We start from the raw sequence: 21,515 nt of genomic DNA on the forward strand, positions 1-21,515 counted from the left end.
CCGGCTCTTGTGCAAACGGGAAGCGCTCTGCGATACTGTGTCTAGGATAACTCTGATGTCTGGCTACACCCACCGTCTCTATAAACAGCACCTCGCTTGCTTTGCCTGCCGCAAGGTCTGGCGTCAGGAGCGGCTCGACTCCGAGAGTGCGCCCCTCTGCCCCGACTGCCACCAGCCCCTCACGGACATGGGCAAGGACTTCAAAGCCCCGCGCCGCAACGCCACCGCGCAGTGGGCCAAGGCCGAGGCGCTTGTCAAGAACGGGATTCGCTTTAGCTCATTGGGAACGTCTGGCACGATTCCTCAGCGCCTCAATGAAGTCGAGGCATTTGTCGAGGCCCGGGCACAGTCCGCGGCGGAGCAAGCCGCCGCGAGTGAGCGGTACGAGCGTCAGCGCGCCAAGGAGCAGCGCCTCGCTGAGGTCTGGGATCGCCGTGAGCAGCAGCGGGTGCGGCAGTACCAGAAGAAGCTGTCTCGTCCTGCCGATTAGAACGGTGGGACTGGAGAGATTCCAGCTATGCCTCAGGATTTGGCTTTGGAGGTAAGGGGGGGAAGTTCTCGGCAAATTGTTGCACCAGGTGCTCCGCTTTTTCTCGGGAGTCCTCGGAATCGTCTGTCGGAAAGGACCTTAAGGTTCGCGGAAAGCCGCCTTCCCGAATCTTCCGCAGTGCCTTTGGCTCATAGATGACTTTGGCTCGCCAGTTCGTAAGCCAGCTTGGCCGCATCACCATAGCAACCAGGCGTGGGCTTCCGCGGTGTTTTCCCACCACACGAATCTTCGTAAGCTCGGCGTCCCAGTTAACACCGACCACATAGACCTTCGTTCCGGGCGAAAAATGCTTCGTGCCGATCTGCACCCACTCCCCTTGGTTGGGGCCGTAGTAGATAGCCTCACGGACGTTTGCTACGACGCACCACTGTGGTGGCTCGCCAGTTTGGTCTTCCATTGATACTCCACTTCAAGACGTTATGATCTCACCGCCTGAACGGCGTTGAGAAACCACTGTGCCAGCTCATCTCCATGGTCCCAAAAATCATCCGCGAGGGCTTTCTGGACATGGGGAAGCTCTAATACTCCGGGAAGCCAGGGGCACTCACGGCAGAGATACTTTAAGCTGGCTGTTGCCTTGGGTGCGCAGACCCCACTCCAGAGCCGCTCCCGTGCGCGTGGCTCAAAGTCGGGGTCGCAGAGGAAGGCCATCACGAGAAGCTGGGGGGAGACCCAGCTCTCCCGATCCACCGCTTCCCAGAGAGCCAGGAGCGTCTTTGGTGTCCGAACTCCCAGCCAGACCGCGCAGGCTCCCACGAGATGGGGACGGTACATCTTCCCCGCCAACAAGGCCAAGACCTCGGCTTCGGAGTCCTTGCTCTTTGCCACACAGCGCCGCACAATCTCAACGGACCACGCTGGCTCGGCAAACCCCAGGAGCAAGTTACAAGGCGAGCGCAGCCAGGTCGCGGTCAGGTAGCCGCGAAAGGCCGGCTCAAACGACCGATACCCACCACGCCGCGCCTGCTCCCGTGCCTGACGATTGACCTGCCGAATCACTGCCAGCCGGTGTAGGTAATCTCGCATAACAGAGAAGATTTGACCTATTCGCTTTTAGGATTGGCGAAAGAAACGCTCTTGCATGGGTTCAATATCCTCGGGATACCACTGGTTTCCAACCTCAGGATTCGTGATCGTGCCGGAGAACCAGCCAACCAAAAGCTCATGCCATCTGACACTTAAAAACACATGGCTACCTTCGCTGAAGCCATTGTCAAAATTGATGAGAGTCCATTGATCTGGTGAACCTTTTGTGCTCCAGGCAAACTGACTATTTCCGTCGTCGTGCCCACACGCAAGTAGCCCTCCGCGTTCGGGATAAATCACAAATTTTTCTTCCTCCCAAAACTCAGTAACAATGCTCCAGAACTCTCCCGAACGCTTACAAACATCAACAATCTCTCGTGGGTGCCGCAGGCGAATCCACTCCCCAAAAAATCCATCACCGTAAGTCTGGATGATCTGTTTGTAATCCGACGGAAACGCACACCCCAGCGCCGCTTCATACCGCGCCCATTCCTCCGCCGAGGGCACATTTTTCGGCTCCACAGGCGGCGGAACCAATTGAATCAAATCTTCAATCATCTTTGTTCTCTATGGCCGAAGGCCTTCCCAGCCGTAGGCTCGTTGACGCCCCGCTCCAACCGGGGCGACCTAATCCAACCGGGGCGACCTACTTCGTTGCGCGTTTTTGCAGCCGTTGCAGCGCGATCAGCGCCTCGACCGGGGAGAGCGTGTTGATATCCAGCCCGCGCAGCTCCTCCACCACCGGGTGCTCCTCGGCCTCAAAGAGCGTCATCTGGAGCTTCTGTGCCTTGGGCGCGACACTGACACCACCGAGCGTATCGCGCCGCTTGGAGCCGTCGCGCTCCAGGTCGCTCAGAATCTCTTTCGAGCGCTCGATCACGGTGGGGGGCAGGCCGGCCATGCGGCCTACTTGGATGCCGTAGCTCTTGTCCGTGCCGCCGGGGAGGACTTTTCGGAGCCAGATAATCCGGTCGTTGGTCTCTTTTACCGCGATCCGGTAGTTCTTCACGTTGGGGAGCTGCTTTTCGAGCTCATTGAGCAGGTGGTAGTGGGTCGCAAAGAGAGTCTTGCAGCCGCGTGCCGCCAGAAACTCCGCGACCGCCCAGGCAATCGAGACCCCATCAAACGTGCTCGTGCCGCGCCCGATCTCATCGAGGATCACCAGGCTGCGCTCAGTGGCATTATTGAGAATCTCCGCGGTCTCGGTCATCTCCACCATGAAGGTCGATTGCCCGGCGGCGAGGTCATCGTGCGCCCCGACACGGGTGAAGATGCGGTCCACCAGCCCGACCCGCACGGAGTCCGCGGGGACAAAGCTCCCGACCTGGGCTAGCAAGACAATCAGCGCGACTTGCCGCAGCACCGTGGACTTACCGGCGGAGTTGGGGCCCGTGATGATGTGCACCTGCTGCTGGTCGGTGTCGAGATACGTGTCGTTGGGGATAAAGTTCGCCGCCGAGCCCATCAGCCGCTCGACCACCGGGTGCCGCCCGCCCTTGATCTCCAGTGCATCGCCGGTATCCACGACGGGCCGGACAAAGCGGTTGTTCTGCGCGACTTCCGCTAGCGCCGCGACTACGTCTAGCTTGGCGACTGCCTGCGCCACCGCCAGCACGGGGCCAGTGAACTCCTGCGCCACATAGTCCCGCACCGAGACAAAGAGATCGTACTCCAGGGAGTTGATGCGCTCCTCGGCCCCGAGCACCTTGGACTCCATCTCCTTGAGCTCGGGGGTGATGTAGCGCTCGCCGGTCGCGGTGGTCTGCTTGCGGATGTAGTCTTTCGGGACATAGGCCAGGTTTGCCTTGGTCACCTCGATAAAGTAGCCAAACACCGAGTTAAAGCCCACCTTCAGGCTCTTGATCCCCGTCTTCTCCCGCTCATCGGCCTCCAGAGTTGCGATCCAGCTCTTGCCGCCCCGGACAATCTGCCGCAGCTCGTCGAGGTTCTCGTCGTAGCCGTCCTTGATGAGGTTGCCCTCGCGCACCGTCAGCGGCGGCTCATCGGCGATGGCAGACGTCAGAAGCTCGGTGAGCGCGGGCAGGCCATCGAGTGCGCTTGCCAAAGCCTGAATTGCCGGGTGCTCGATCTGGAGCGCCTGCGCCGCGACCTCAGGGATGCGCTCTAGTGACTGGCGTAGCGCGACAAGATCGCGGGCGTTGGCCGCGCCGGTCGAGAGGCGGGCCATGAGCCGCTCTAGGTCGGCGATCCCGCGGAGCGTGTCGCGCACATCGCCGCGGGGCAGGGCATCGTCGTAGAAGGCCTCGACCGCATCGAGCCGTGCATTGATCTTCTCCACCGAGAGCAGGGGGGCATCGAGCCACTTCTTGAGCATGCGCCCGCCCATCGATGTCCGCGTCTCATCGAGCACGGCGAGGAGCGACTTGCTGCGGGCGCTGTCGTAGAGGCCCGCCGTCAGCTCTAAATTCCGCCGCGCCGATGCGTCTAAGTACATCGCGTCCTCGGTGGAGTAGGTCGCCAGGGTCCGAATGTGCCCGACCGCGCCCATGTGGGTTGCCTTCAGGTACTCCAGGAGCGCGGCGGCGGCGCTGAGCCCCGCGGAGTAGTCGTCGCAGCCGAAGCCCTTGAGCGTCTGCACCCCGAAGTGCTCCAGCAGCGCCTCGCGCGGCAGGCGGGGGAGCTTGCCCTTCCCGAGCCGCGTCAGGGTCGCCGGGCACGCCGCGGCGATCGCCTCCGCGAGCTCGTCCATGCCCTCGGGCACCAGGCACTCGGCGGGCTGGAGGCGCAGGATCTCCTCGACCACCTTGGCGATTCCCTCGTCCTCCCCGACCTCCGTGATCAGAAACTCACCGGTCGAGACATCCACCACTCCAATCCCGTTCACCGGCTTGGAGAGAATCGCCGCGACTAAGTAGTTGTTGCTCTTGGCATCGAGCAGCGCATCCTCAACCAGCGTCCCCGGTGTCACGACTCTCGTCACGGCGCGCTTTACCAGTCCCTTGGCCTGCTTCGGGTCCTCGATCTGATCGCAGATCGCGACCTTGAAGCCCTTCTGCACCAGCCGTGCCATGTAGCGCTCCAGCGCGTGGTGGGGAACGCCCGCCATCGGGTACTTGCCGTCGTAGCCCTGCACCTCGCGCCCCGTGAGCGTGATCTCCAGCTCCCGCGCGATCAGCTCGGCATCGTCGCCGTACGCCTCGAAGAAGTCTCCCACCCGCATAAAGAGCACACAGTCGGGACGCTCCAGCTTCATGGTCACGTAGAGTCGGAGCATCGGGGTCAGTTTTTCCAGGGGGATGTCAGGGGTCGGCATGTTATCTATAACCTCGTTTTTGGGTGCTTGTAGAGGGAAATCGGCTGTTTCTGTAGCTGGTTTGCGGTGCTACTGTAGCAACCCTACAGCTACTTGGCAGGAAAACGGGGCAAATCATGGCCCATTGTACCAACTAACTACCCTCTGGCTTTCCGTCCACCAGCTCGTCCATCACCACGGCCACAACGTCGGTGGAGCTCTGCAGCGCGTGGGCATAGACCCGCATGGTGACTCCCGGATTGGCGTGGCCGAGGCTCTTGGATACAACCGGCACCGGGACGCCCTCATGCAGGAGCAGGCTGGCGTAGGCGTGGCGCAAGTGATGGAGCGTGATGCCCTCGATGCCATGCACCTTCAAGTGGTGTGCTGTGGCCGCCGCCACGCTGGAGTAGCGCAAGGGCGCTCCCGTGGGCGTCGTGAAGACCAAGCCGAAGGGATTGGACCACGCTTCACCCGCCGCGCCTTTGTGGCCCTCCTGCTCGATCCGGCGAGCCTCCAGCGCCGCGACCAGGAAGCGGGGCATGGCGCACTGGCGCACACTACTCTTGCTCTTGGGCTTGCGAAGCACTGCCGCGCCCTTGGCCGCGCCTTCTGCGCGCCCCAGGGAGTAGCGCACGTGCAAGATGCCAGCCGCCAGGTCGATGTCCTCCCAGCGAAGCCCGAGGCACTCTCCGATCCGCAGGCCACAGCCCAGCAGGACAGCTACAATCGGGTAATAGTCGATCTTGGCCGTGTGCCCCTTGGCGTAGCCGCGGGGGATGGGCGTCTGCATCGCCGTGAGGATGCCTCGAATGTCATCTCGGCTGAGGTCCTTGGGCTTGCGTGGCGTGACCTTGGGCGCCGTGGTCAGCTCGACCGGGTTGCGGGGCAGCCAGTCGTAGCGCACTGCCAGAGCACACGAGCGAAAGAGAACGCCTCGGGCCACCTGAGCCGAGCGGGTCTGCCCCAGCTTGCGGAGCCACACGCTCACGGCGTGAATGGTGAGGTTTGCCAGCTTGACCTTACCCAGGTGGGGGGTGATGTACAGGCGAATGTGCATCTCGGCAACTTGGTAGGTGTGGGGTGCCCAGCCCGCCTTCTTCTCGGCCAGGTACTCCGCGCAGAGCTGCTCCACCGTGATGTCCTTGCGCGCCTCGGGAAGCAGGCTGTTTGCCTGAGCCTGGAGCTCCTGGAGCTTCTGGGCGGCAAGGGCTCGCGTCTTGGCGTAGCGCACCTTCCTGCCCTCGGGAGTGCTGATCGCCGCCACCCACAGACCATCTTTTCGCTGGTAGATCGAGCCCTCGTTTTGGCCTCGCTTTTTTGCCACTTCCCTAACTCCTTGGAGGTTTCCTGTGCCTTATATTGAGTCTCACCAAGAGCTCGGTCGTCACCCTAAGACTAAGCGCTTGGCCCGTCTTCTGTCCGTCTCGCTGCCCTGCGCCGTTGGTCACCTCCAGTTCCTCTGGTGGTGGGCAATGGACTACGCCCAAGATGGCGACCTCACCAAGTTCGATGCCTTCGATATCGCCGATGCGGCTGGATGGGAAGGCAATCCGCAGGTGTTTCTTGATGCCCTGATCCAGTGCGGCATAGGCGACGGAGCGGGCTTTGTAGAGCACGACCAGTACGGCACGATGTGGCTCCATGACTGGAACCAGTACGGAGGAAAGCTCTTTGAAGAGCGCCGCAAAAATGCCCAGCGCGTGGCCTCACATCGCTCAAAACAGGTCACCGAAAAGGCTCCCCGTGGTGAGGGAAATGATACCCCGCCGTTACGTAATGCGCACGTAACGCGTACGTCACCCGTTACCCTTAAGGAGAGGAGAGGAGAGGAGAGTGTAGAGAAGCCTGCGGCTTCTACGCGCGAGGACGCGCCAGCCGCCGCCGATGCCCAACCACCCAAGACCGTCTTCGACCCCTCGAAGCCCTTGCCTGTCGTCGTGGAGAACTTCCTGAGCCACATGCCTGACCCGCCTCTCTGGAGGTCGTGGCTGCTCGATGAGCTCACGGGCCGAGAGTTCCACTCCCTGGAGCGCTACGCCCTAGGAGTGCTGCGCGAGAAGAAGCAACAAGGCGGACTTCCACCATCTCCGCCCCGGCGAAGCTCCGAAGCTCCACCACAGAGACAACGGCGAATGACCCACGAGGAGGCCGTGCTCGATTCACGGCGACTGCTGACAGAACTTTTGACCGAAGGAGACGGCTTTGAATAACCTAGCAACTACCCGCAGCACGGGCTTTACTCGCGTTGGAGACACCCAGATCGGCCCTGGAATCAGCCCTGCTCGCAAGAGTGCCGAAATCAAGTACCCGGAGCACATCGAGACTTTCCTGTCGCTGATTCGCACCCGTTTCGCCCAGGCCAAGGACGCCCCGGAGTTCGACAAAAACGATGTCCGGGTCTACGTGAAGCTGATCCTGCCACTCACGCCGCCTCAGTGCCGCGACCTGATCGACAAGCTCCGTGCAGACCATCTCTGGCGTCCCAGCCCCGCCACTGTCCGCGAGGCCATCGACGAGCTGCTCGACACCTCGCAGCCCATTGCCGCCGATCTTGCCATTCGCACGATCACCATGAGCCCACAGACGGCCGCCGCTATCCTAGCTGACCCCAATGCCAGCCCGGAGAACCAAGCCATCGCTCGCAAGGTCCTGGGGGAGTTCCCCGCGCTTCCCAGCACGGGGGAGGGGCCAGGTCGAAGCCGGGCGCGCGAGATCCTCAACAACCTGCGCCAGCGCTCGGGACTTCCGCCCAAAGAGAGCATGGCTGCCACGGCAAAGTATTCGGCACCGAATAACCATGGGAATTGACAAGATGGCAATAACCGCATACAATTCGCCTAACAATATCGGCCACCATGCCGAACGGTCAGCATCGAGCCTCCGAGCAGACTTGCCGCCTCAGATGCCCGCCGCCCTCTCGCCCGAGCAGGGGATGACCAGCGACTTTGCTGGTTCAAGCTCACAGGCGCAAAGCACCGGCAATACCGGGGCAGGGGCCACCGCTTTCTCTCTTTCTCCAATTTCGCCCTCTATTGAGGCCGCGAGCATTACTCTCCGCTCCCGCCGAGTCGCCCCCCTTGCCCTTGTCTCCTCCCGTCGCCGTGCGCGCTTGCGCTACGAGGACCGCAACGGCCACTTGGTTCGCATCCACCCTGACGGAAGCACCTCGCCCGTTGGGATCGAGTGCGACCGCTACGAGGGAGCCTTCACCGTTGCTGTTCAGCAGGCCACCGGGCTCATCAAGGGCGGCAAGACGCTTCCCCTGGACGCGATCACCGTGCTGCTCACCCGCATCGTGGTGCACATGGGCGAGAAAGAGCGCTCCTGCCGCTTGTATCGTCTGCCTGTCGTGCTGGCCTTGATCGGCTGCCCAGATGCCTCTGGCGTCGCGCCTGAAGAGGAGGCGATCGCTCGAAGGGCCAACAAGACCGAGCGAGCCATAGCTGCTGCGATCCGCTCTCTCTGCCTTGATGGCGGGGAGATGAAGAGCCTGGCTCGGCGTCAAGCTGGCATCGAGGTGCGCGAGATCCGAACGACGAAGGGAGGCAAGTAAGTGGCCTCAAAGTCGGGAAACCCCATGCTAGAGGTTGAAGCAGGGAAACCCCATGCTACGGCTCGCTGCGGAGCTCTAACGAAAGCGGGCGCTCCCTGTACTAAGGCTGCTGGGTGGCGAACAGATCACCCTGGATCAGGTCGGTGCTACCTGCATGGTGGGGCAGGGGGCCGGCCGATCGAGCATGGGCGGTACAGTCGCTACAGCATCATCACCAGCGCCGAGGCAAGGCGGCTTAGGGAGCACTTCGAGGCAGATCCCGACCCGCTGAACCTGCTGCCCGAGGTGATCGAGCTGAGAGTGCGCATCGCGGACTTCTGCAACCGCTACGATGAGTTCTCGACCGCCCTCCTGGGCTGGCATGGGAGCTGGAGCGGGGACTGGAGTCAGGCGGTCGAGAGCTGGGAAGAAGACTACGCCAACTGGCACGCTAAGTATGTCGAGCTGATCGAGCGGGTACAGGACCTACGAAAAAACGATCGGACGCTGGCAAACCTGGGCGACCCACCCGCGCCACCTGACCCGGGCGATATGCTCCAGAGGCCGCGCAAGATCGTCGATATCTTGCAGGCAGGGCAGTTTCTCGGCCTGGCCGGGACGATGGTAGACCGGATCAAGCGGCGCGAGGAGGAGAAGGGCTTCACCCTTCAGGACATCGACGCGATCATCAAGCAGCATGGCGTGGAGTTCGTGGCGGCTCTCCGGGAAGTTTTAGGGGACAACGATGAGCTGCGAGAGCAGATTCTCACTGCGGTCGCTGATCGGTGGGATATCATCCCCATCGCTAAAGCCGCAAAAGGCAAGTAACCCGGCCTCAGAGGTCTTGCGGGGGAGGCTGCAAAAGGCCAACCCCATCACGCTCTTCGACCTGTGGATTCAGGTCAAGGATGGCCCCCCGATCAACCTGGGAGCCAACCTCAACGAGCCGCAGAAGATCGCGCTGGACTATTTGGCACCGGGCTGGAGAGAGGGGGACTACACCCTAGCCCGCGGTGCTCGCCTGACGTTCCTCAAGGGGCGACAGGAGGGCATGACCACGCTGATCCTGGCGCTTTGCTTTTGTCACGTGTGCAACGTGAGCGACCAGAACGCGGTCTTCATCGCCGACGATGCCTCGAACTCAGAGACAGCCTTCGGAAAGATCGCTTACTTCTGGGAGCATCTGCCCGAAGAGAAGCGCCCCAAGCGTAAGTACTCCTCCCGCAAGGAGCTGGTTCTCGCCAGCAACGACTCTACCTTCCGCATCCTGACGGCAGGGGCGGGGCGCGTGGGGCAGTCGCGTACCATCCATATCCTGCACTGCTCGGAGGTATCCAACTGGCCTAATGCGGTCGAGACGACGCCGGGCTTGCTGCAGTCGATCCCCAGCTCTGGATTCATCGCCTTCGAGACGACGGCCAAGGGCGACGGAGAGTACGACGAGCAGACCAACGAGTATCTCGGTGGCAAGGGCGCTTTCTTTGCGGTCGAGTACAAGCGGGCGAAGGCAGGCAAGAACGGCTATACGGCCATCTTCCTCCCCTGGCACAAGATGCGGGAGTACCGCCGCACTCCGCCAGAGTGGTACACGCAGGAAAATCTTGTCAGCATCGAGGACAACGCCGACGAAGCGCCCGTAGAAAGACGTCGCCTCTATGCGCGCTTTGGCGATGAGCGCTCCCTGGTCATCCGCTTCGGGCTGGACCTGCATCAGCTTTGGTGGCGTCGGTGCAAGATCGAAGAGCCAGGCATGGGGCTTCTCATGTTCCGGCAAGAGTATCCCTGCGACGAGGAGGAAGCCTTCGCCGTCAGCGGCCAGCGCTTCGTCCCGCTCTTCGACACCCAGCCAGGCGGAATGCACGTTGTCCCGTACCGGAGCCTGGAAGAGCTGACAGAGCTCTATGGGGCACCGGATGAGATTGTTGGTGGCTACGACTGGGGAAAATCCAGTCCCTACGCCTTTGAGCTGATTGCTCGGTGGAACTCTGGGATAAGGCGGCGCGAGATCCTCGACGAGTGCGGAGGCCCAAACAAGACCGAAGAAGAGCACGCTGCCGAGATCATCAAGGTGCTAGAAGGGCGTGGCCTCAAACCTCACCAGGTTCCCATCTTTTGTGACCCGAGCATCTTTGGGAGCGAAAACGAGAAGCGGCGCACGGGTGAGTACATCGAAGACAAGCTCAAGCGAGGTGGCCTGAAGATCTACCGAGCTATCAACGACCGAGCGACGACTCACCCAGGCGTGCGCGACCTGGTGAACACTCCCGGCAGGCTGGCGATTCAGGTGCAGTGCCAGGGGCTTATTACGAGCCTTGCTTCACTGGAGACCGATCCCAAGAACCCAGAGTTCTGGGTCGAGGGTGGCAAAGACCACTACCCCGATGCGGGCGTGCGCTATGGCTGCCAGAGCGAGATTCCCGAGGAACAAAACAAGGTCGTAGGAATCAACCCCGCAGCTATTCTTTCGGGCTCTGGAAAAGTTGGGGGGCTTCCGATCGGAAATCTACCACGGCGCAGCGCTTCCCTGTTTTGACACCTTTTAGACTCTTTGACACGCCGCCCGACTCTTTGACACAACGACTATGGCAACAACGCACCACTCTAAAACCCAGCCCAGAGAAGGCGGTCGATTTGTGTCAAAGACCACGGGCGAAGCTACCAAGCTCGGCACAAGCGCCGCCCCCAAGTCCAGCACTACTGCTGATGTGCCCACGAAGCAGGTCGGCACGAAGACAAACGCTACCGCGGACTGGACCACCCTAAACGGGAAGCCGGGCGCGCTCTCCTCGACCGGCTACATTGGGCCCAGTGCCTTCACGCCCGAGGCAGCGCCGGATATGTTTGGGCGCTTTTCTCGCCCCGGCTACTTCAACGGATACGCCTCCTACCTGGGGATCGTGCCGCGCCGTGGCTGGGACGAGCAGACCCAGCACTGGATCGGGCAGAGCTCCGGGATGCCGCTGCGCTCGGTCGAGCAGTGGGCACAGTCGGCTCCCCTGGTGCTTCTGCGCCTGCTTGCCTACCTGCACCCGCTGGCAAGCCAGGCGGTGGGCAATAACCTCGACCTAGCCTTCGCCCCCGAGGACGTGAGCATCGTTGCCGTCGAGCTCGTGACGCGCTCCGATGGCACTACGACGGAGAAGGTCTCCAGCGAGGGGACTGCAGTTCTCACAGCGCTCTGGGACAAGCTGGCCCCCGAGCTAGGTAAAGAGCGCGGCCTGATGCGCTCCTGTGGCCTGCGCCTGATGGACTGTGGCCTGGCGATGCTGGAGGGAGTGCCTGACGAAAACCCTCGAAACGGCCTCAAAGACATCTACACGATCGACCCGCTCACCATCCGCTTCCGCGACACGGACGAAGGTAGGCTGATCGAGCAGACGCAGTTCGGCTATGGGATTCCCTCCCAGCTCCCGCGCGAGCGCATTGCCTATGCCGCGCTCGATGGCGACTCCGACAACCCGTATGGCGAGCCGCTGTTTAAGGCCTTCCTCGCCGAGGCGCTGGCCGATGTGCGTGAGCAGAAGAACCTGGGCGATCTGATGCACTCGGTTGTTTGGCCCCGGCTCTTCTTCAGCTTCCCGTTTGAGCAGGTGGTCGAGTACGCCCGCACTACTCCCGAGGTCTTAGTTGGGGCGGGTGGGCTCGGTGCCGATGGCAATGCCATTGACCTATCTCCCACCCAGTACGCCTTTACCCAGATGGAGCTCTTTAAGAAGAGCATCCAGGCGCTTGCTGCCGACGATCAGCTCTTTGGCATCAAGGGGGGAGACGCAAAGACCCTGACCCTGGCTGAGGGGCTTGCCGCGCTCGATCCGATCTTCCAGCGCCGTGCTTTGCGCATCGCGTCCTCCCTGCGCCACCCGGCAACTCTCCTCAACATCCAGATGGGAGGCACGCAAGGCCTGGGGGACACCAACTGGCGTGTCTATGCCACGCAGCTGCGATCTCTGCGTGCTTCGGGGGCTGCTCCCGTGCTGCAGATCGCAAACCTGCACCTGCGGCTGATGGGGCTCAACCTGGTTGCGCGGCTGAAGGCAGAGCCGATCCGCACCACCGAGAAGCTCACGGACGCACAGGCCGACCAGACAAGCATCGCCAACGCGATCACCAAGCGGGATCAGGGCTGGATCACCCAGGAAGAGGCCAGCATCGAGGTCACCGGCAGTGGTCCTGTTGGAGATGCCCCCGCCCCCATCGCTTCCGTAGCCATCCCGCCGAGCAATAGTTCTTCGCCGAGCAACAACCAGCCGACCAAGGAAAAGTCATGACGAAACCCGCTACCCCTTCAAAACCCCCGGTTCCTCCCGCAAATCGCCTGCTCGCCATCTCGCTGGCGCTGGAGGCACTTTCTGGACCGCTGGCGCTCTGGCAGCCCGCGTGCAACGCCCTGATGCAGCGCCTAGCTTCGGGTCAGACCACAGGCGAGACCGTTGCTTTTTGGAACGACGACGAGGACGAAGACGAGCCCGAGAGCGGCTACGAGGTCTTTGGGCAGGTTGCTCTGATCCCTGTGTCGGGCGTGCTGCTCCCTACGAGCTCGTGGTGGATGCGCTATCTGGGCTTTCGCTCGACCCCGGAGATTGCCGAGGCGATCAAGCGCGCCCAGGCCGATGCCAACATCAAGACCATCTTGCTCAAGATCGAGAGCCCTGGCGGCGCTGTGCAGGGAATCGCGGAGCTGGCTGACACGGTGAAGGCTTGCGATAAGCGGATCATCGCCTACACCGGGGGAGTCTGCGCTTCTGCCGCGCTCTGGGTGGCCAGCCAGTGCGATAAGGTCTACGCCTCGCGCCTGGCTGATGTAGGTTGCATTGGCACGCTCCGGGTAGTCTCCGACTGGAGCCAGTACTACAAGGCGATGGGCGTGACGGTCAATGCGATCACCAGCACCGGCGCGGAGAGCTTCAAGGGCATGGGGGTCAATGGAACCCCGCTGACCGATGAGCAGAAAGCCGACCTCAAGCGCAACTGCGACGAAAGCCAGGTGCACTTCACCCAGGCGATCGCCGATGGCTTCTTCGGTGGGGACTTGGCAAAGGCGCAGGCCATCGCCACCGGCCAGGTCTGGGTCGGTCCAGCCGCCAAGGCGCAGGGCATCGCCCACGAGATCGTGCTGGACACCTTCGACACCTGGCTGCAGAAGCTCTCGGACGATCCCGACGCCGAGCTCGATGAAGACGGTGGGACGGACGCGACCAAGACAGACGACGATGATACGACCTCTGATGAGGACGACGATATGCCTGGTTCACGCCGGGCAGAACTAGCCAGAAGCGGTGATAACACCGGCAATGGTAAGACCGCCGCGCAAACCCAACCAGGTAGCGGCAAGCGGAATGAAGACCCGCAGGAGAACGAAATGGACGAAAAGACACAAGATAGTCTTGCTTCTAAAATCGTTGCCGGGCTATCTGGCCTGTTTAAAAGCAACGGCGCAAAGGAAGCAGCAACAACCCCGCCCGCAGATCCGCTTGCGGAGCGGAAGGACGCGCTCAAGAAGAGCATGGTCGCCGCGCTCGGGCAGGGACACCCCCAGCTCACCGCGCTTGCGGGCAATGTCGATGCGATCACCGAGGAGGGCGCTCTCACCGCTCTGGAGGCCGCCTGGACCATTGCCACCCCGGAGGCCCTGAAGCAGACCACCCGCGCCAGTCACAGCCAGCGCCTCGATGACCCAAGCACGGCCGTCGATCCGGTGCGCCAGCAGGAGGCTGGGATGACTGCCCAGCAGAAGGCGGACTACGAGTACACCCTCAATCACACCGATCTGGGGCGGCGTGCAAGGAACGCTCGCAAGGAAGGACGGCTGGGACTCTAAAACCAGCCCAGGAGAAACAACTATGTCAGCACTTATTTACAGCAGTAATGCCTCTAAGCTGGAGCCCGCCTTTGATCCGTCCGAGGCGCGCACCATGGCCGGCCGCTTTATCGCCAGCACGACCTTCGCCAAGGGGACCATCATCGGCCAGATCACTGCCGCAGGTGCAACTCAGGGACAGTTCAAGCCCTACGCCAGCGGCAACACTGACGGCAGCCAGGTGGCGGTCGGAATCGTGACCTACGACTTTGTGACCGACGCCAATGGCAACGTGATCCTAGGGCCAGCCGGTAGCGCCGCCGACCTCGGGCGCGGCAACAACCCTACTGCGGAGTTCTACTACAAGGGCGCTTTCTACCAAACCGAGCTTACCGGCCTCGATGCCACCGCGATTAGCAGCTTCAAGGCTCGCGAGTTTGGCATTACCGGCGTCGGAAACGGAAAGGTGCTCTACATCCCGTAGCTACCGCGAAGGTTGGTACCTTCGCCCAAGCTTAGGTCCCGTAGCTACCGCGAAGGTACCACGCTTTTAAGGCCGCTCCCATTCAGGGAGTAGGCCTTTTGTTTTGACTGGAGCTCCCACGCAGGTTGGTACCTGCGCCAAGCTCCAATTGGTTGGAGACTAACTATGCCAATTACCTACGTTTTTCAGGACAGCTTCACGCTGACCCGCATCTCCCCCGATCTGATCCAGACGGCGGCGATGGATGATCCGATCTTTGATATCTTTCCCCTGCGTCCTCGCAACGCGGCCAAGCTCCGTTGGGCGATCAAGGACAAGTACACCGGCCTGATGGGGCTTCGTGGCCTGGGCGGCGAGCCCTCCCGCGTGAACCGCGTCGGGGAGAAGGTCTACGAGTCCGACCCCGGCGCCTACGGTGAGTTTGAGACCGTGGACGAGACCGAGATGACCAACCGCGGCGCAGGCTTCCCTGCCGGCATGGACATCCCGATCGATATCCGCGACCTGGTGAGCGATGCCCAGTACCATTTGACGGTGCGCCAGGTGAGCCGCATGAAGCAGGTGGCTTGGGCTCTGGCGCTCTCCCAGACCATCACGGTGCTCCTGCCCGGCGGTGGTGTGGGGTGGCAGGAGAGCTACACGGGGCAGACACTCACCCCTGCTACTCCCTGGAGCACGCTGGCGACCTCGACCCCGCTGGCCGATCTGCGCTCCCTGCAGCCCACCTACGGGTTTGGAACGAGCAACAAGTTCAACAGCCAGGCTCGCCTGATTATGAACTCGGTCACCAAGAACTACCTGCTGGGCAACACCAACGCGGCGGACCTTGGCGGCAAGCGTGTCGAGAACGGTGCGACCATCAACGACCTTCCGGGCATCAACCGGATTCTCGTGGCGCAGGATCTTCCTCCCATCGAGGTCTGGGACGATGGCTACATCGACGACGCGGGAGCCTTCCAGCTCTACATCCCCAACGGACGTGCGCTGGTGGTCGGAGCTCGCCCCACGGGTGAGACGCCCGGCGAGTTCCAGCTCACTCGCAACATGAACAACCCCAACGGCGAGCCCGCGCCCTACGCCTTCGTGGACGATCGGACGAAGGGGGACAAGAAGAGCGTCCCGCCACGCATCGATGTGCACCAAGGCTTCAACGGTGGTCCCGTTGTGGAACGCCCCAGCCAGCTCGTTACCCTGGTTGTTGGATAGGAAAGGGCATGCCCTCCGGCTTGAGCACTAAGCCGGAGGGCGACTAAAACGATGAAACTCTACCTTGTCCTGACCGGCATCCTGACCTTTGCCTCGGGAACGACAGCGCTAAAGGGGGCCGTGATCTCCCATGAGCAGCTGGAGACTGAGGCCGCCGATATCGACTTCCTTCTGGGAAACGCAGCCATCGAGCCGCATGACCCCGAGGCAACCTCCTCGGTCGAAACCGACCAGAATATCACCCAAGATGAAACGACTATCCAGCTTCTTCCCGGCATTGCTGTGTATCGGCCTGATGGCCTGCTTCCCGTCCTTATCGAAGGCGAGTCCACCCCCACCTGGTGCGTCCCCGGAGACTTCCAGCGCTATCTCCAGCCAGGAGAACCCGAGACACGAGCCAGCGGTCTTGTGCGAGAAATCCTCGTCGGTAGCTACCGTAGCCCCGCAGACGACGACAACGACGACCCAGCATGCCTGGGAACCTTTATCCCTGACTCGGAGTGGGACGCTGTCGTGGCTGCTGTCCACCGGGAGCGCTTGCAGCTCATTGAGGAAATCGGCTTCGATCCCACCATCGAGCGCCCTGATGAGTCTAAGCCCCGCGGTGAAACTTGGCTGGCAGAGCGCAGTAATTGGGAAACCGAAGTGGTTGGTCTCAAAGAGCACATTGCCAGCCTCGAAGCCCAGCTCGCCGCTTCTGCGCCAGCTCCCGCACCCTCCGCGCTCCCTGAGAACGCTCTGGAGCTGATCCAGGCTGCTGGATCACTGAGCAAGCCCAAGGCTGAGGCGGTTCTAGCGGCGCTGACCAGCACGGCAACGCCCGAGAGCACAGGAGCGCCCGAGAGCTCTACCCCCGCGTAGAGAGCTCTAGAGGAAGAAAGAGGCCAGGGCTGATGTCAGCCCTGGCCTTAGTAATTCGATGGCAAGAAACAACAAACCTGAACCCGGAGAGGAGCGATTAGGACAGTTCGAGCTGTCTTTCTCGCCTGGGCTATAACGCAGCTTGGGAGCTGCGGCACGCCCCACCTCCCCGAGTCCTCCACACGATGCACCTCGTGCGGCACCGGCAATATACACGCCCCTCGCCTCACGTTTCAACGAACAGAAGGCAAACGATGACACTACTCACCTGCACCGAAGAAGAAGCCGAGCAGCAGCTTGGCGACGAGCTGGGCTTCCCCACGGTCCCTTATCCGATACTCCCTGACTGGAGCAAATTCGGCAACTGGTGGCTCTGGCTACGCTCCAAAGTCCGCCTGGTTGAGCCTGCGCCTGACCCCGACCCCTACGAGATCGGCATTGACATCATCAACGCGATGCTCCCGATCCTCTACGGCCCGGCGTACCCCACGTTCCCCCTGCCGTCGCCCACACCGCCGACCCCAGCCGACCCCGAGGCGGAGCTACCAAGCTCCAGCGATCCGGTCGCCATTGTCGAGATCGAGAGCTGGGAGCAGCTCGCGGCGATCCTCCTGGAGGCTGCGGAAGAGGCAGGCTACGACCTCTGGGCTACAGAGTAGAAAGGCCACGGCCATGATCTACGACACATTGGCCTATGCAGGCGCGATGGGGGGCGGTGGGCTGATGTGCGCCGCTCTCCTTGGCCTGCTTGGGCATGGGAGAGAGCGACATCGTGTGTCGCAACTGCCGGGGGGCGCACTCGCTTGCCAGCTACCCCGCTTTGGAGAAAGTAGGAAGCGAGTGGGATACCGTTCTGGTGAGATTCTGTCGGCGCTGGTCGCCCTTATTGTGAGCTGGATGGGGCAACCGTCACAGGTGCTCTATGTCGTCGTCGTCGGGGCGTGCCTGCTCTTTTTGCTGGACTACACGACGGCGCACAAAGCCGCCCGGCTGGCTGGCGAGGCGATCACCACCCGCAAGATTCGGGAGATGACCAGCGCCAAGATCCTCTCGTACTGGATCACCGGCATGGCGTTCTGCTGCATCGGCCTCATGCTCCGGTCGTGGCTCCCGATCACGGGCATCTTCGGCTGGATTGCCTACTGCGAGGCGGTGAGCAACCTGGAGAACCTGCGCAAGATGGCGCTCGCCAGTGGACAGCAAGGGAGCCTCTTCTTCCGTGGCGTCCTCAACCTCGCCAACAAGTTCCTCGGCGAGCTACCCGGCGCACGTGAGGCACTGGGCACGGATGCCACCATCTCCCAGACGACGCAAAGAATCGATTCTTTGACTACCACGAACAAGGCCACGCAAAGAATCGATTCTTTGACGACCACCACGACCCAGACGGACACGACTGTCCATGTCTCGGCACCGACTGAGCAGAAAGCGGGGCTCTCATGAACTGGCTGAAGAACCTCCTCAACGGCCCTTTCGAGACTACCAAGGCCACCGTGCTCCGCGAGATCGACCGGGCCATCGGCAAGCTGGAAAGCGGCGCGACCGTCGCCGTCGTGGTTGAAGAGCTCCGCGAGCGCCTCACTCAGGCGCTGGCCACGGCCAAGCTCCCCGCAGGAGGGGCGATCCTGCTCAACATCGTGCTCGCACAGGTGAACTGGTCTGCTCTCCTGGGCAAGCTCCCCGCCGACGCTCTTGCCGAGCTGAAGCGGATGCGGACTCGGGTGGAAGGAGCCCGGCTGTGAACACTGCACTCCTACCGCTTGCCTGGACGCCTCCCTGCGCCATGCAGCGGGTCATCATCCACTGGTCGGAGGGGCGCAACCTCTCCAACGACACCGACCGCGAGCACTACCACCTCCTGATCGAGCAGGCAGAGGCCGGGCAGGTGCGCGTGATCCGGGGAGATCACTCCATCGCGGACAACGCCAGCACCGGCGACGGGGACTATGCCGCTCACACACGGGACTGCAACACGGGCTCAATCGGCGTCGCCTTGTGCGGCATGATGGGCTGCCAGGAAAGCCCCTTTCAGGCTGGCCCTGCTCCGATCACCCTCGCGCAGTGGCGTCTGCTGGAGCAGGTCGTCGCCGAGCTCTGCCAGCGGTACCGGATTGCTGTCACCCCGGAAACCGTGCTCTGCCACGGCGAGGTACAGCGCAACCTCAATATCCGCCAGCGGGGCAAGTGGGATCCGATGCGCTGGCCATGGGACTTGAGCGTTCCCGGCTCCCAGATCGGCTCACAGTTTCGTATCGCTGTCCAGGGCCGAATCAGTGTGGCCGCCATGTCCAAGGGGGCTACGGCTCCTATTCAGCCTCCTACGCCAACGCGCCGGGTGATCCTGCCCGATAGCTTGGTGATTGACGCTCCTACTGTCCGGGTTGAGGATGGGGAGACGTGGCTTGGTCTGAGGTACATCGCTGATCACTATGGCTGGACGATCAAGACGACGACGACAAACAGCGCCACGGTCGCGATCAGCGGCGTAGATCACACGCTGGAGCTCGATATCGACGGCGGCACAGGCTATGTGCCGGTGCGCCAGGTCGCGGAGCTACTCGGAGCGTCGGTGAGCTGGGACGGGCCTAACAAGACGGTCACGCTGGCCAAGGAGCTCTCCCAGTGAAGCGCGCACACACCCTAGGCACAGACCTGCTCTACAGCTTCTTGATCGTCGCCATCGTATCGGGGTTTACCCTGCTTGCCTTCCGCATGGAGGGATGGATTTAGATGCCAAGCAACCTCTTTGACCTCACCCACGCCAATGCGAGCTGGTTCGGGCGGCGCAACCAAAACGACTACGAGATCTATCTCGATGCCGGCAAGCGCATCAAGTTCGCCTTCACAGGCACGACCTGCCGCATCTTCGCCAAGAGCGACTATGCCGACGGGGTGACCAAGGGGTTTGCGGTCTCGGTCAACGGGGGGGCCTGGACGCTCTACGGCCCGACCACCTTCGGCAGTGGCACGGTCATCGCCAACGTGGCAGAGGGCACGCACACCATCGAGATCGACGGCGACTACAACAACGCCGGAGCGGGCACCCTCAAGCTCCGGCGCTTTGTGGACGGTGGCGCGGTCGAGATCACGGGGGCGGCTCCCAGCGTGCAGTACGCCGCGGGCTTTGGCCGGGTGCGCCACTTTGGCAACACCGACACTGACCCGCTGCGCCAGCTCGCCGGTTGGATGAGCCTCACCGGGAGCGTGCTGAACTTCGATACCTTGGTCTCCGGCCTCAACGCAGGCTCCCAGATCAGGATTCGCACCGCCGACCGCTACCTCTACTGCTACTACACCAGCCGGGGCAACGCTCCCGAGGTCTGTGTGTTCGACGGCCGCACCTCCACCCGGGGCGCGATCCTGGCCTACGGGACGCTGGCAAGCTCGACCGAAGACGCCGTGATGGTCCTCGATACGGGGCTGACCGATGGCGTGGCACGCGACCTGGTGCTCGGCGTGGGGGGCGTGCCTCCTGCCTCAATTGGCACGGAGGGCACTGGACTCCTGACTCTGGGAGCGGACTGGCCCATCGCGGCGAGCCTGGGGACCTCGCTGACCGTAACGGCCAAGCCCAGCGTTCCCGCCTTCAACCAGAGCTCTAAGAGCTGGCCCAACCAGGTCGGCGTGCGCTTTGGCTGGCTCGTGGTGAACTTCGGCGTGGGGGGCTCCTCGCTCTCCGACTACGGTGGTCTGATCAGCGGCGGAGCGCCCAACGCTCTAGGCCGCGACCGTGAAGATGAGGTAGCCACTCTGGGCTCCTCAATCGTCCTGACGAACCACTACGTCAACGATGCCCACGCGGCCTCCCAAGGCGCGGCGATCACCCCCACGATGTTTGGCGGGCAGATGCAGGCGCACCTGACGGCCCTGACCGCCATGCCCTTCGTCCAGAAGGTCTATGCCCTGGGTGGGGAGACGGCCTACGAGAGCGGTCTGCGCTCCACGTGGCTCCCCAAGATCAGCCAGGCGGTGGCGGCGGTCAACACGGCCAACGGCGACACCCGGTGTACCTACCTCAGCACCGATGCCTTCTACGCCTCGGTCGATCTCTACGATGGCGTGCACCCGACGGTCGTTGGGGCCGACCAGATCGCCGACGGTGTGGAGACCGTTCTGCGTGCCACGCTGGACAACACCCCGCCCGCTCTCCTGATCGCCAGCACGGACGAGGGGGGCGTGCAGGTCTCCCTGGGCTTCGATGAGGCGATGGCGAGCGGCTACGACGGCCTCACGGTCAAGATCAACGGAAGCGCCGCCAGCGTGCTCTCCTACGCCTGGAATGGGCAGAAGACCATCTTGACGCTCACGATGGCCCGGGGGATCACGAGCACCGATGTGGTGACCCTGGACTATGCGCCGGGCACTCTGACCGACTTTGCAGGCAATGCCCTGGCCTCATTCACTGGGCATTCGGTATCGAATAATTCCACCGTTAGTGGTGGCGGAGGTTCTGACGTGGCATTTATCGCGACCCCCATGGAGATCTCCTGGGCTGGCAAGTGCAAGTGCTCTGTGATCGAGCTGCGGGCCGGGGACTGTGTGCCCAAGCGTCTGCACCTGACCGATGCCAATGGAGCGCCCGTCTCCGTGGCGACCGGCACTCTGACCGCAAAGTTCGTGCAGGCAGGAGTGGTGAAGGTGCCGAGCCTCACGATCACCACCATCGTCGCCGACGAGGGATTCCTCAACGTGAAGCTCGACACGCGCACGGGCCTCACGGGAGTAGCGAGCTGCGACCTGGTGATCCAGTGGACGGATGGAACGACGGTGCTGCTCTTTGAGGCACCGGTGAGGATTGGATAA

21 protein-coding genes are annotated in these 21,515 nt (G+C 62.4%); 16 read left to right on the top strand and 5 right to left on the bottom strand.

Annotated elements, in window-relative coordinates:
* Positions 1–55 precede the first annotated feature (55 nt).
* On the top strand, positions 56–490 hold the full coding sequence (locus tag HNQ39_RS25155) for a hypothetical protein (protein ID WP_184203353.1): 435 nt from the start codon (positions 56–58) through the stop codon (positions 488–490).
* Between the two features lie 25 nt (positions 491–515).
* On the opposite strand, the gene HNQ39_RS25160 is transcribed toward HNQ39_RS25155, so the two are convergent.
* From HNQ39_RS25160 to HNQ39_RS25180, 5 genes are all read right to left on the bottom strand, one after another.
* The gene (locus HNQ39_RS25160) at positions 516–947 is read right to left on the bottom strand and encodes a hypothetical protein (RefSeq protein WP_184203354.1); all 432 of its coding nucleotides are present in this window, start codon (positions 945–947) and stop codon (positions 516–518) included.
* A 20-nt stretch (positions 948–967) separates the two neighbouring features.
* Complete coding sequence (locus tag HNQ39_RS25165) at positions 968–1,576, bottom strand: hypothetical protein (protein ID WP_184203355.1); 609 nt, start codon at positions 1,574–1,576, stop codon at positions 968–970.
* Between the two features lie 27 nt (positions 1,577–1,603).
* Positions 1,604–2,134 carry an SMI1/KNR4 family protein gene (locus HNQ39_RS25170; protein WP_184203356.1) on the bottom strand — a complete coding sequence of 177 codons (531 nt, stop codon included), beginning with the start codon at positions 2,132–2,134 and terminating at the stop codon, positions 1,604–1,606.
* A gap of 88 nt (positions 2,135–2,222) precedes the next feature.
* Positions 2,223–4,850: a DNA mismatch repair protein MutS gene (gene mutS / locus HNQ39_RS25175; protein ID WP_184203357.1), complete on the bottom strand. Its 2,628-nt coding sequence runs from the start codon at positions 4,848–4,850 to the stop codon at positions 2,223–2,225.
* A 133-nt stretch (positions 4,851–4,983) separates the two neighbouring features.
* On the bottom strand, positions 4,984–6,156 hold the full coding sequence (locus tag HNQ39_RS25180) for a tyrosine-type recombinase/integrase (protein WP_184203358.1): 1,173 nt from the start codon (positions 6,154–6,156) through the stop codon (positions 4,984–4,986).
* 79 nt (positions 6,157–6,235) lie between these two features.
* Between HNQ39_RS25180 and HNQ39_RS25185 the strand changes: the two genes are divergently transcribed.
* From HNQ39_RS25185 to HNQ39_RS25255, 15 genes are all read left to right on the top strand, one after another.
* Positions 6,236–7,042 carry a hypothetical protein gene (locus HNQ39_RS25185; RefSeq protein ID WP_184203359.1) on the top strand — a complete coding sequence of 269 codons (807 nt, stop codon included), beginning with the start codon at positions 6,236–6,238 and terminating at the stop codon, positions 7,040–7,042.
* The gene (locus tag HNQ39_RS25190) at positions 7,035–7,640 is read left to right on the top strand and encodes a hypothetical protein (RefSeq protein ID WP_184203360.1); all 606 of its coding nucleotides are present in this window, start codon (positions 7,035–7,037) and stop codon (positions 7,638–7,640) included. The genes HNQ39_RS25185 and HNQ39_RS25190 overlap by 8 nt, the downstream gene beginning before the upstream one ends.
* Positions 7,641–7,644: 4 nt before the next feature.
* The gene (locus HNQ39_RS25195) at positions 7,645–8,385 is read left to right on the top strand and encodes a hypothetical protein (protein WP_184203361.1); all 741 of its coding nucleotides are present in this window, start codon (positions 7,645–7,647) and stop codon (positions 8,383–8,385) included.
* Between the two features lie 24 nt (positions 8,386–8,409).
* Positions 8,410–9,192, top strand: a complete 783-nt coding sequence (locus HNQ39_RS25200) for a hypothetical protein (protein WP_184203362.1) — start codon at positions 8,410–8,412, stop codon at positions 9,190–9,192.
* A 16-nt stretch (positions 9,193–9,208) separates the two neighbouring features.
* A complete protein-coding gene (locus HNQ39_RS25205; RefSeq protein ID WP_184203363.1) occupies positions 9,209–10,897 on the top strand; it encodes a hypothetical protein in 1,689 nt (562 codons plus the stop codon).
* Positions 10,898–10,997: 100 nt separating this feature from the next.
* Positions 10,998–12,632 carry a hypothetical protein gene (locus HNQ39_RS25210; RefSeq protein ID WP_184203364.1) on the top strand — a complete coding sequence of 545 codons (1,635 nt, stop codon included), beginning with the start codon at positions 10,998–11,000 and terminating at the stop codon, positions 12,630–12,632.
* Positions 12,629–14,182 (top strand): S49 family peptidase, encoded by a 1,554-nt coding sequence (locus HNQ39_RS25215; protein ID WP_184203365.1) that lies wholly within the window; start codon positions 12,629–12,631, stop codon positions 14,180–14,182. Before HNQ39_RS25210 ends, HNQ39_RS25215 begins: the two co-directional genes overlap by 4 nt.
* 22 nt (positions 14,183–14,204) lie before the next feature.
* The gene (locus tag HNQ39_RS25220; protein ID WP_184203366.1) at positions 14,205–14,645 is read left to right on the top strand and encodes a head decoration protein; all 441 of its coding nucleotides are present in this window, start codon (positions 14,205–14,207) and stop codon (positions 14,643–14,645) included.
* Positions 14,646–14,810: 165 nt separating this feature from the next.
* Positions 14,811–15,851, top strand: coding sequence for a hypothetical protein (locus HNQ39_RS25225; protein ID WP_184203367.1), 1,041 nt, complete (start codon positions 14,811–14,813; stop codon positions 15,849–15,851).
* Between the two features lie 51 nt (positions 15,852–15,902).
* Positions 15,903–16,712 (top strand): hypothetical protein, encoded by an 810-nt coding sequence (locus HNQ39_RS25230; protein WP_184203368.1) that lies wholly within the window; start codon positions 15,903–15,905, stop codon positions 16,710–16,712.
* Positions 16,713–16,966: 254 nt separating this feature from the next.
* On the top strand, positions 16,967–17,371 hold the full coding sequence (locus HNQ39_RS25235; RefSeq protein ID WP_184203369.1) for a hypothetical protein: 405 nt from the start codon (positions 16,967–16,969) through the stop codon (positions 17,369–17,371).
* A 13-nt stretch (positions 17,372–17,384) separates the two neighbouring features.
* On the top strand, positions 17,385–18,155 hold the full coding sequence (locus HNQ39_RS25240) for a hypothetical protein (RefSeq protein WP_184203370.1): 771 nt from the start codon (positions 17,385–17,387) through the stop codon (positions 18,153–18,155).
* Positions 18,152–18,454 carry a hypothetical protein gene (locus tag HNQ39_RS25245; RefSeq protein ID WP_184203371.1) on the top strand — a complete coding sequence of 101 codons (303 nt, stop codon included), beginning with the start codon at positions 18,152–18,154 and terminating at the stop codon, positions 18,452–18,454. Before HNQ39_RS25240 ends, HNQ39_RS25245 begins: the two co-directional genes overlap by 4 nt.
* The gene (locus tag HNQ39_RS25250) at positions 18,451–19,338 is read left to right on the top strand and encodes an N-acetylmuramoyl-L-alanine amidase (RefSeq protein ID WP_221290323.1); all 888 of its coding nucleotides are present in this window, start codon (positions 18,451–18,453) and stop codon (positions 19,336–19,338) included. Before HNQ39_RS25245 ends, HNQ39_RS25250 begins: the two co-directional genes overlap by 4 nt.
* 104 nt (positions 19,339–19,442) lie before the next feature.
* A complete protein-coding gene (locus HNQ39_RS25255; protein WP_184203372.1) occupies positions 19,443–21,515 on the top strand; it encodes a hypothetical protein in 2,073 nt (690 codons plus the stop codon).

Origin of the sequence: Armatimonas rosea (assembly GCF_014202505.1) — a bacterium.
In the GTDB taxonomy this organism is placed as follows: Bacteria; Armatimonadota; Armatimonadia; order Armatimonadales; family Armatimonadaceae; genus Armatimonas; species Armatimonas rosea.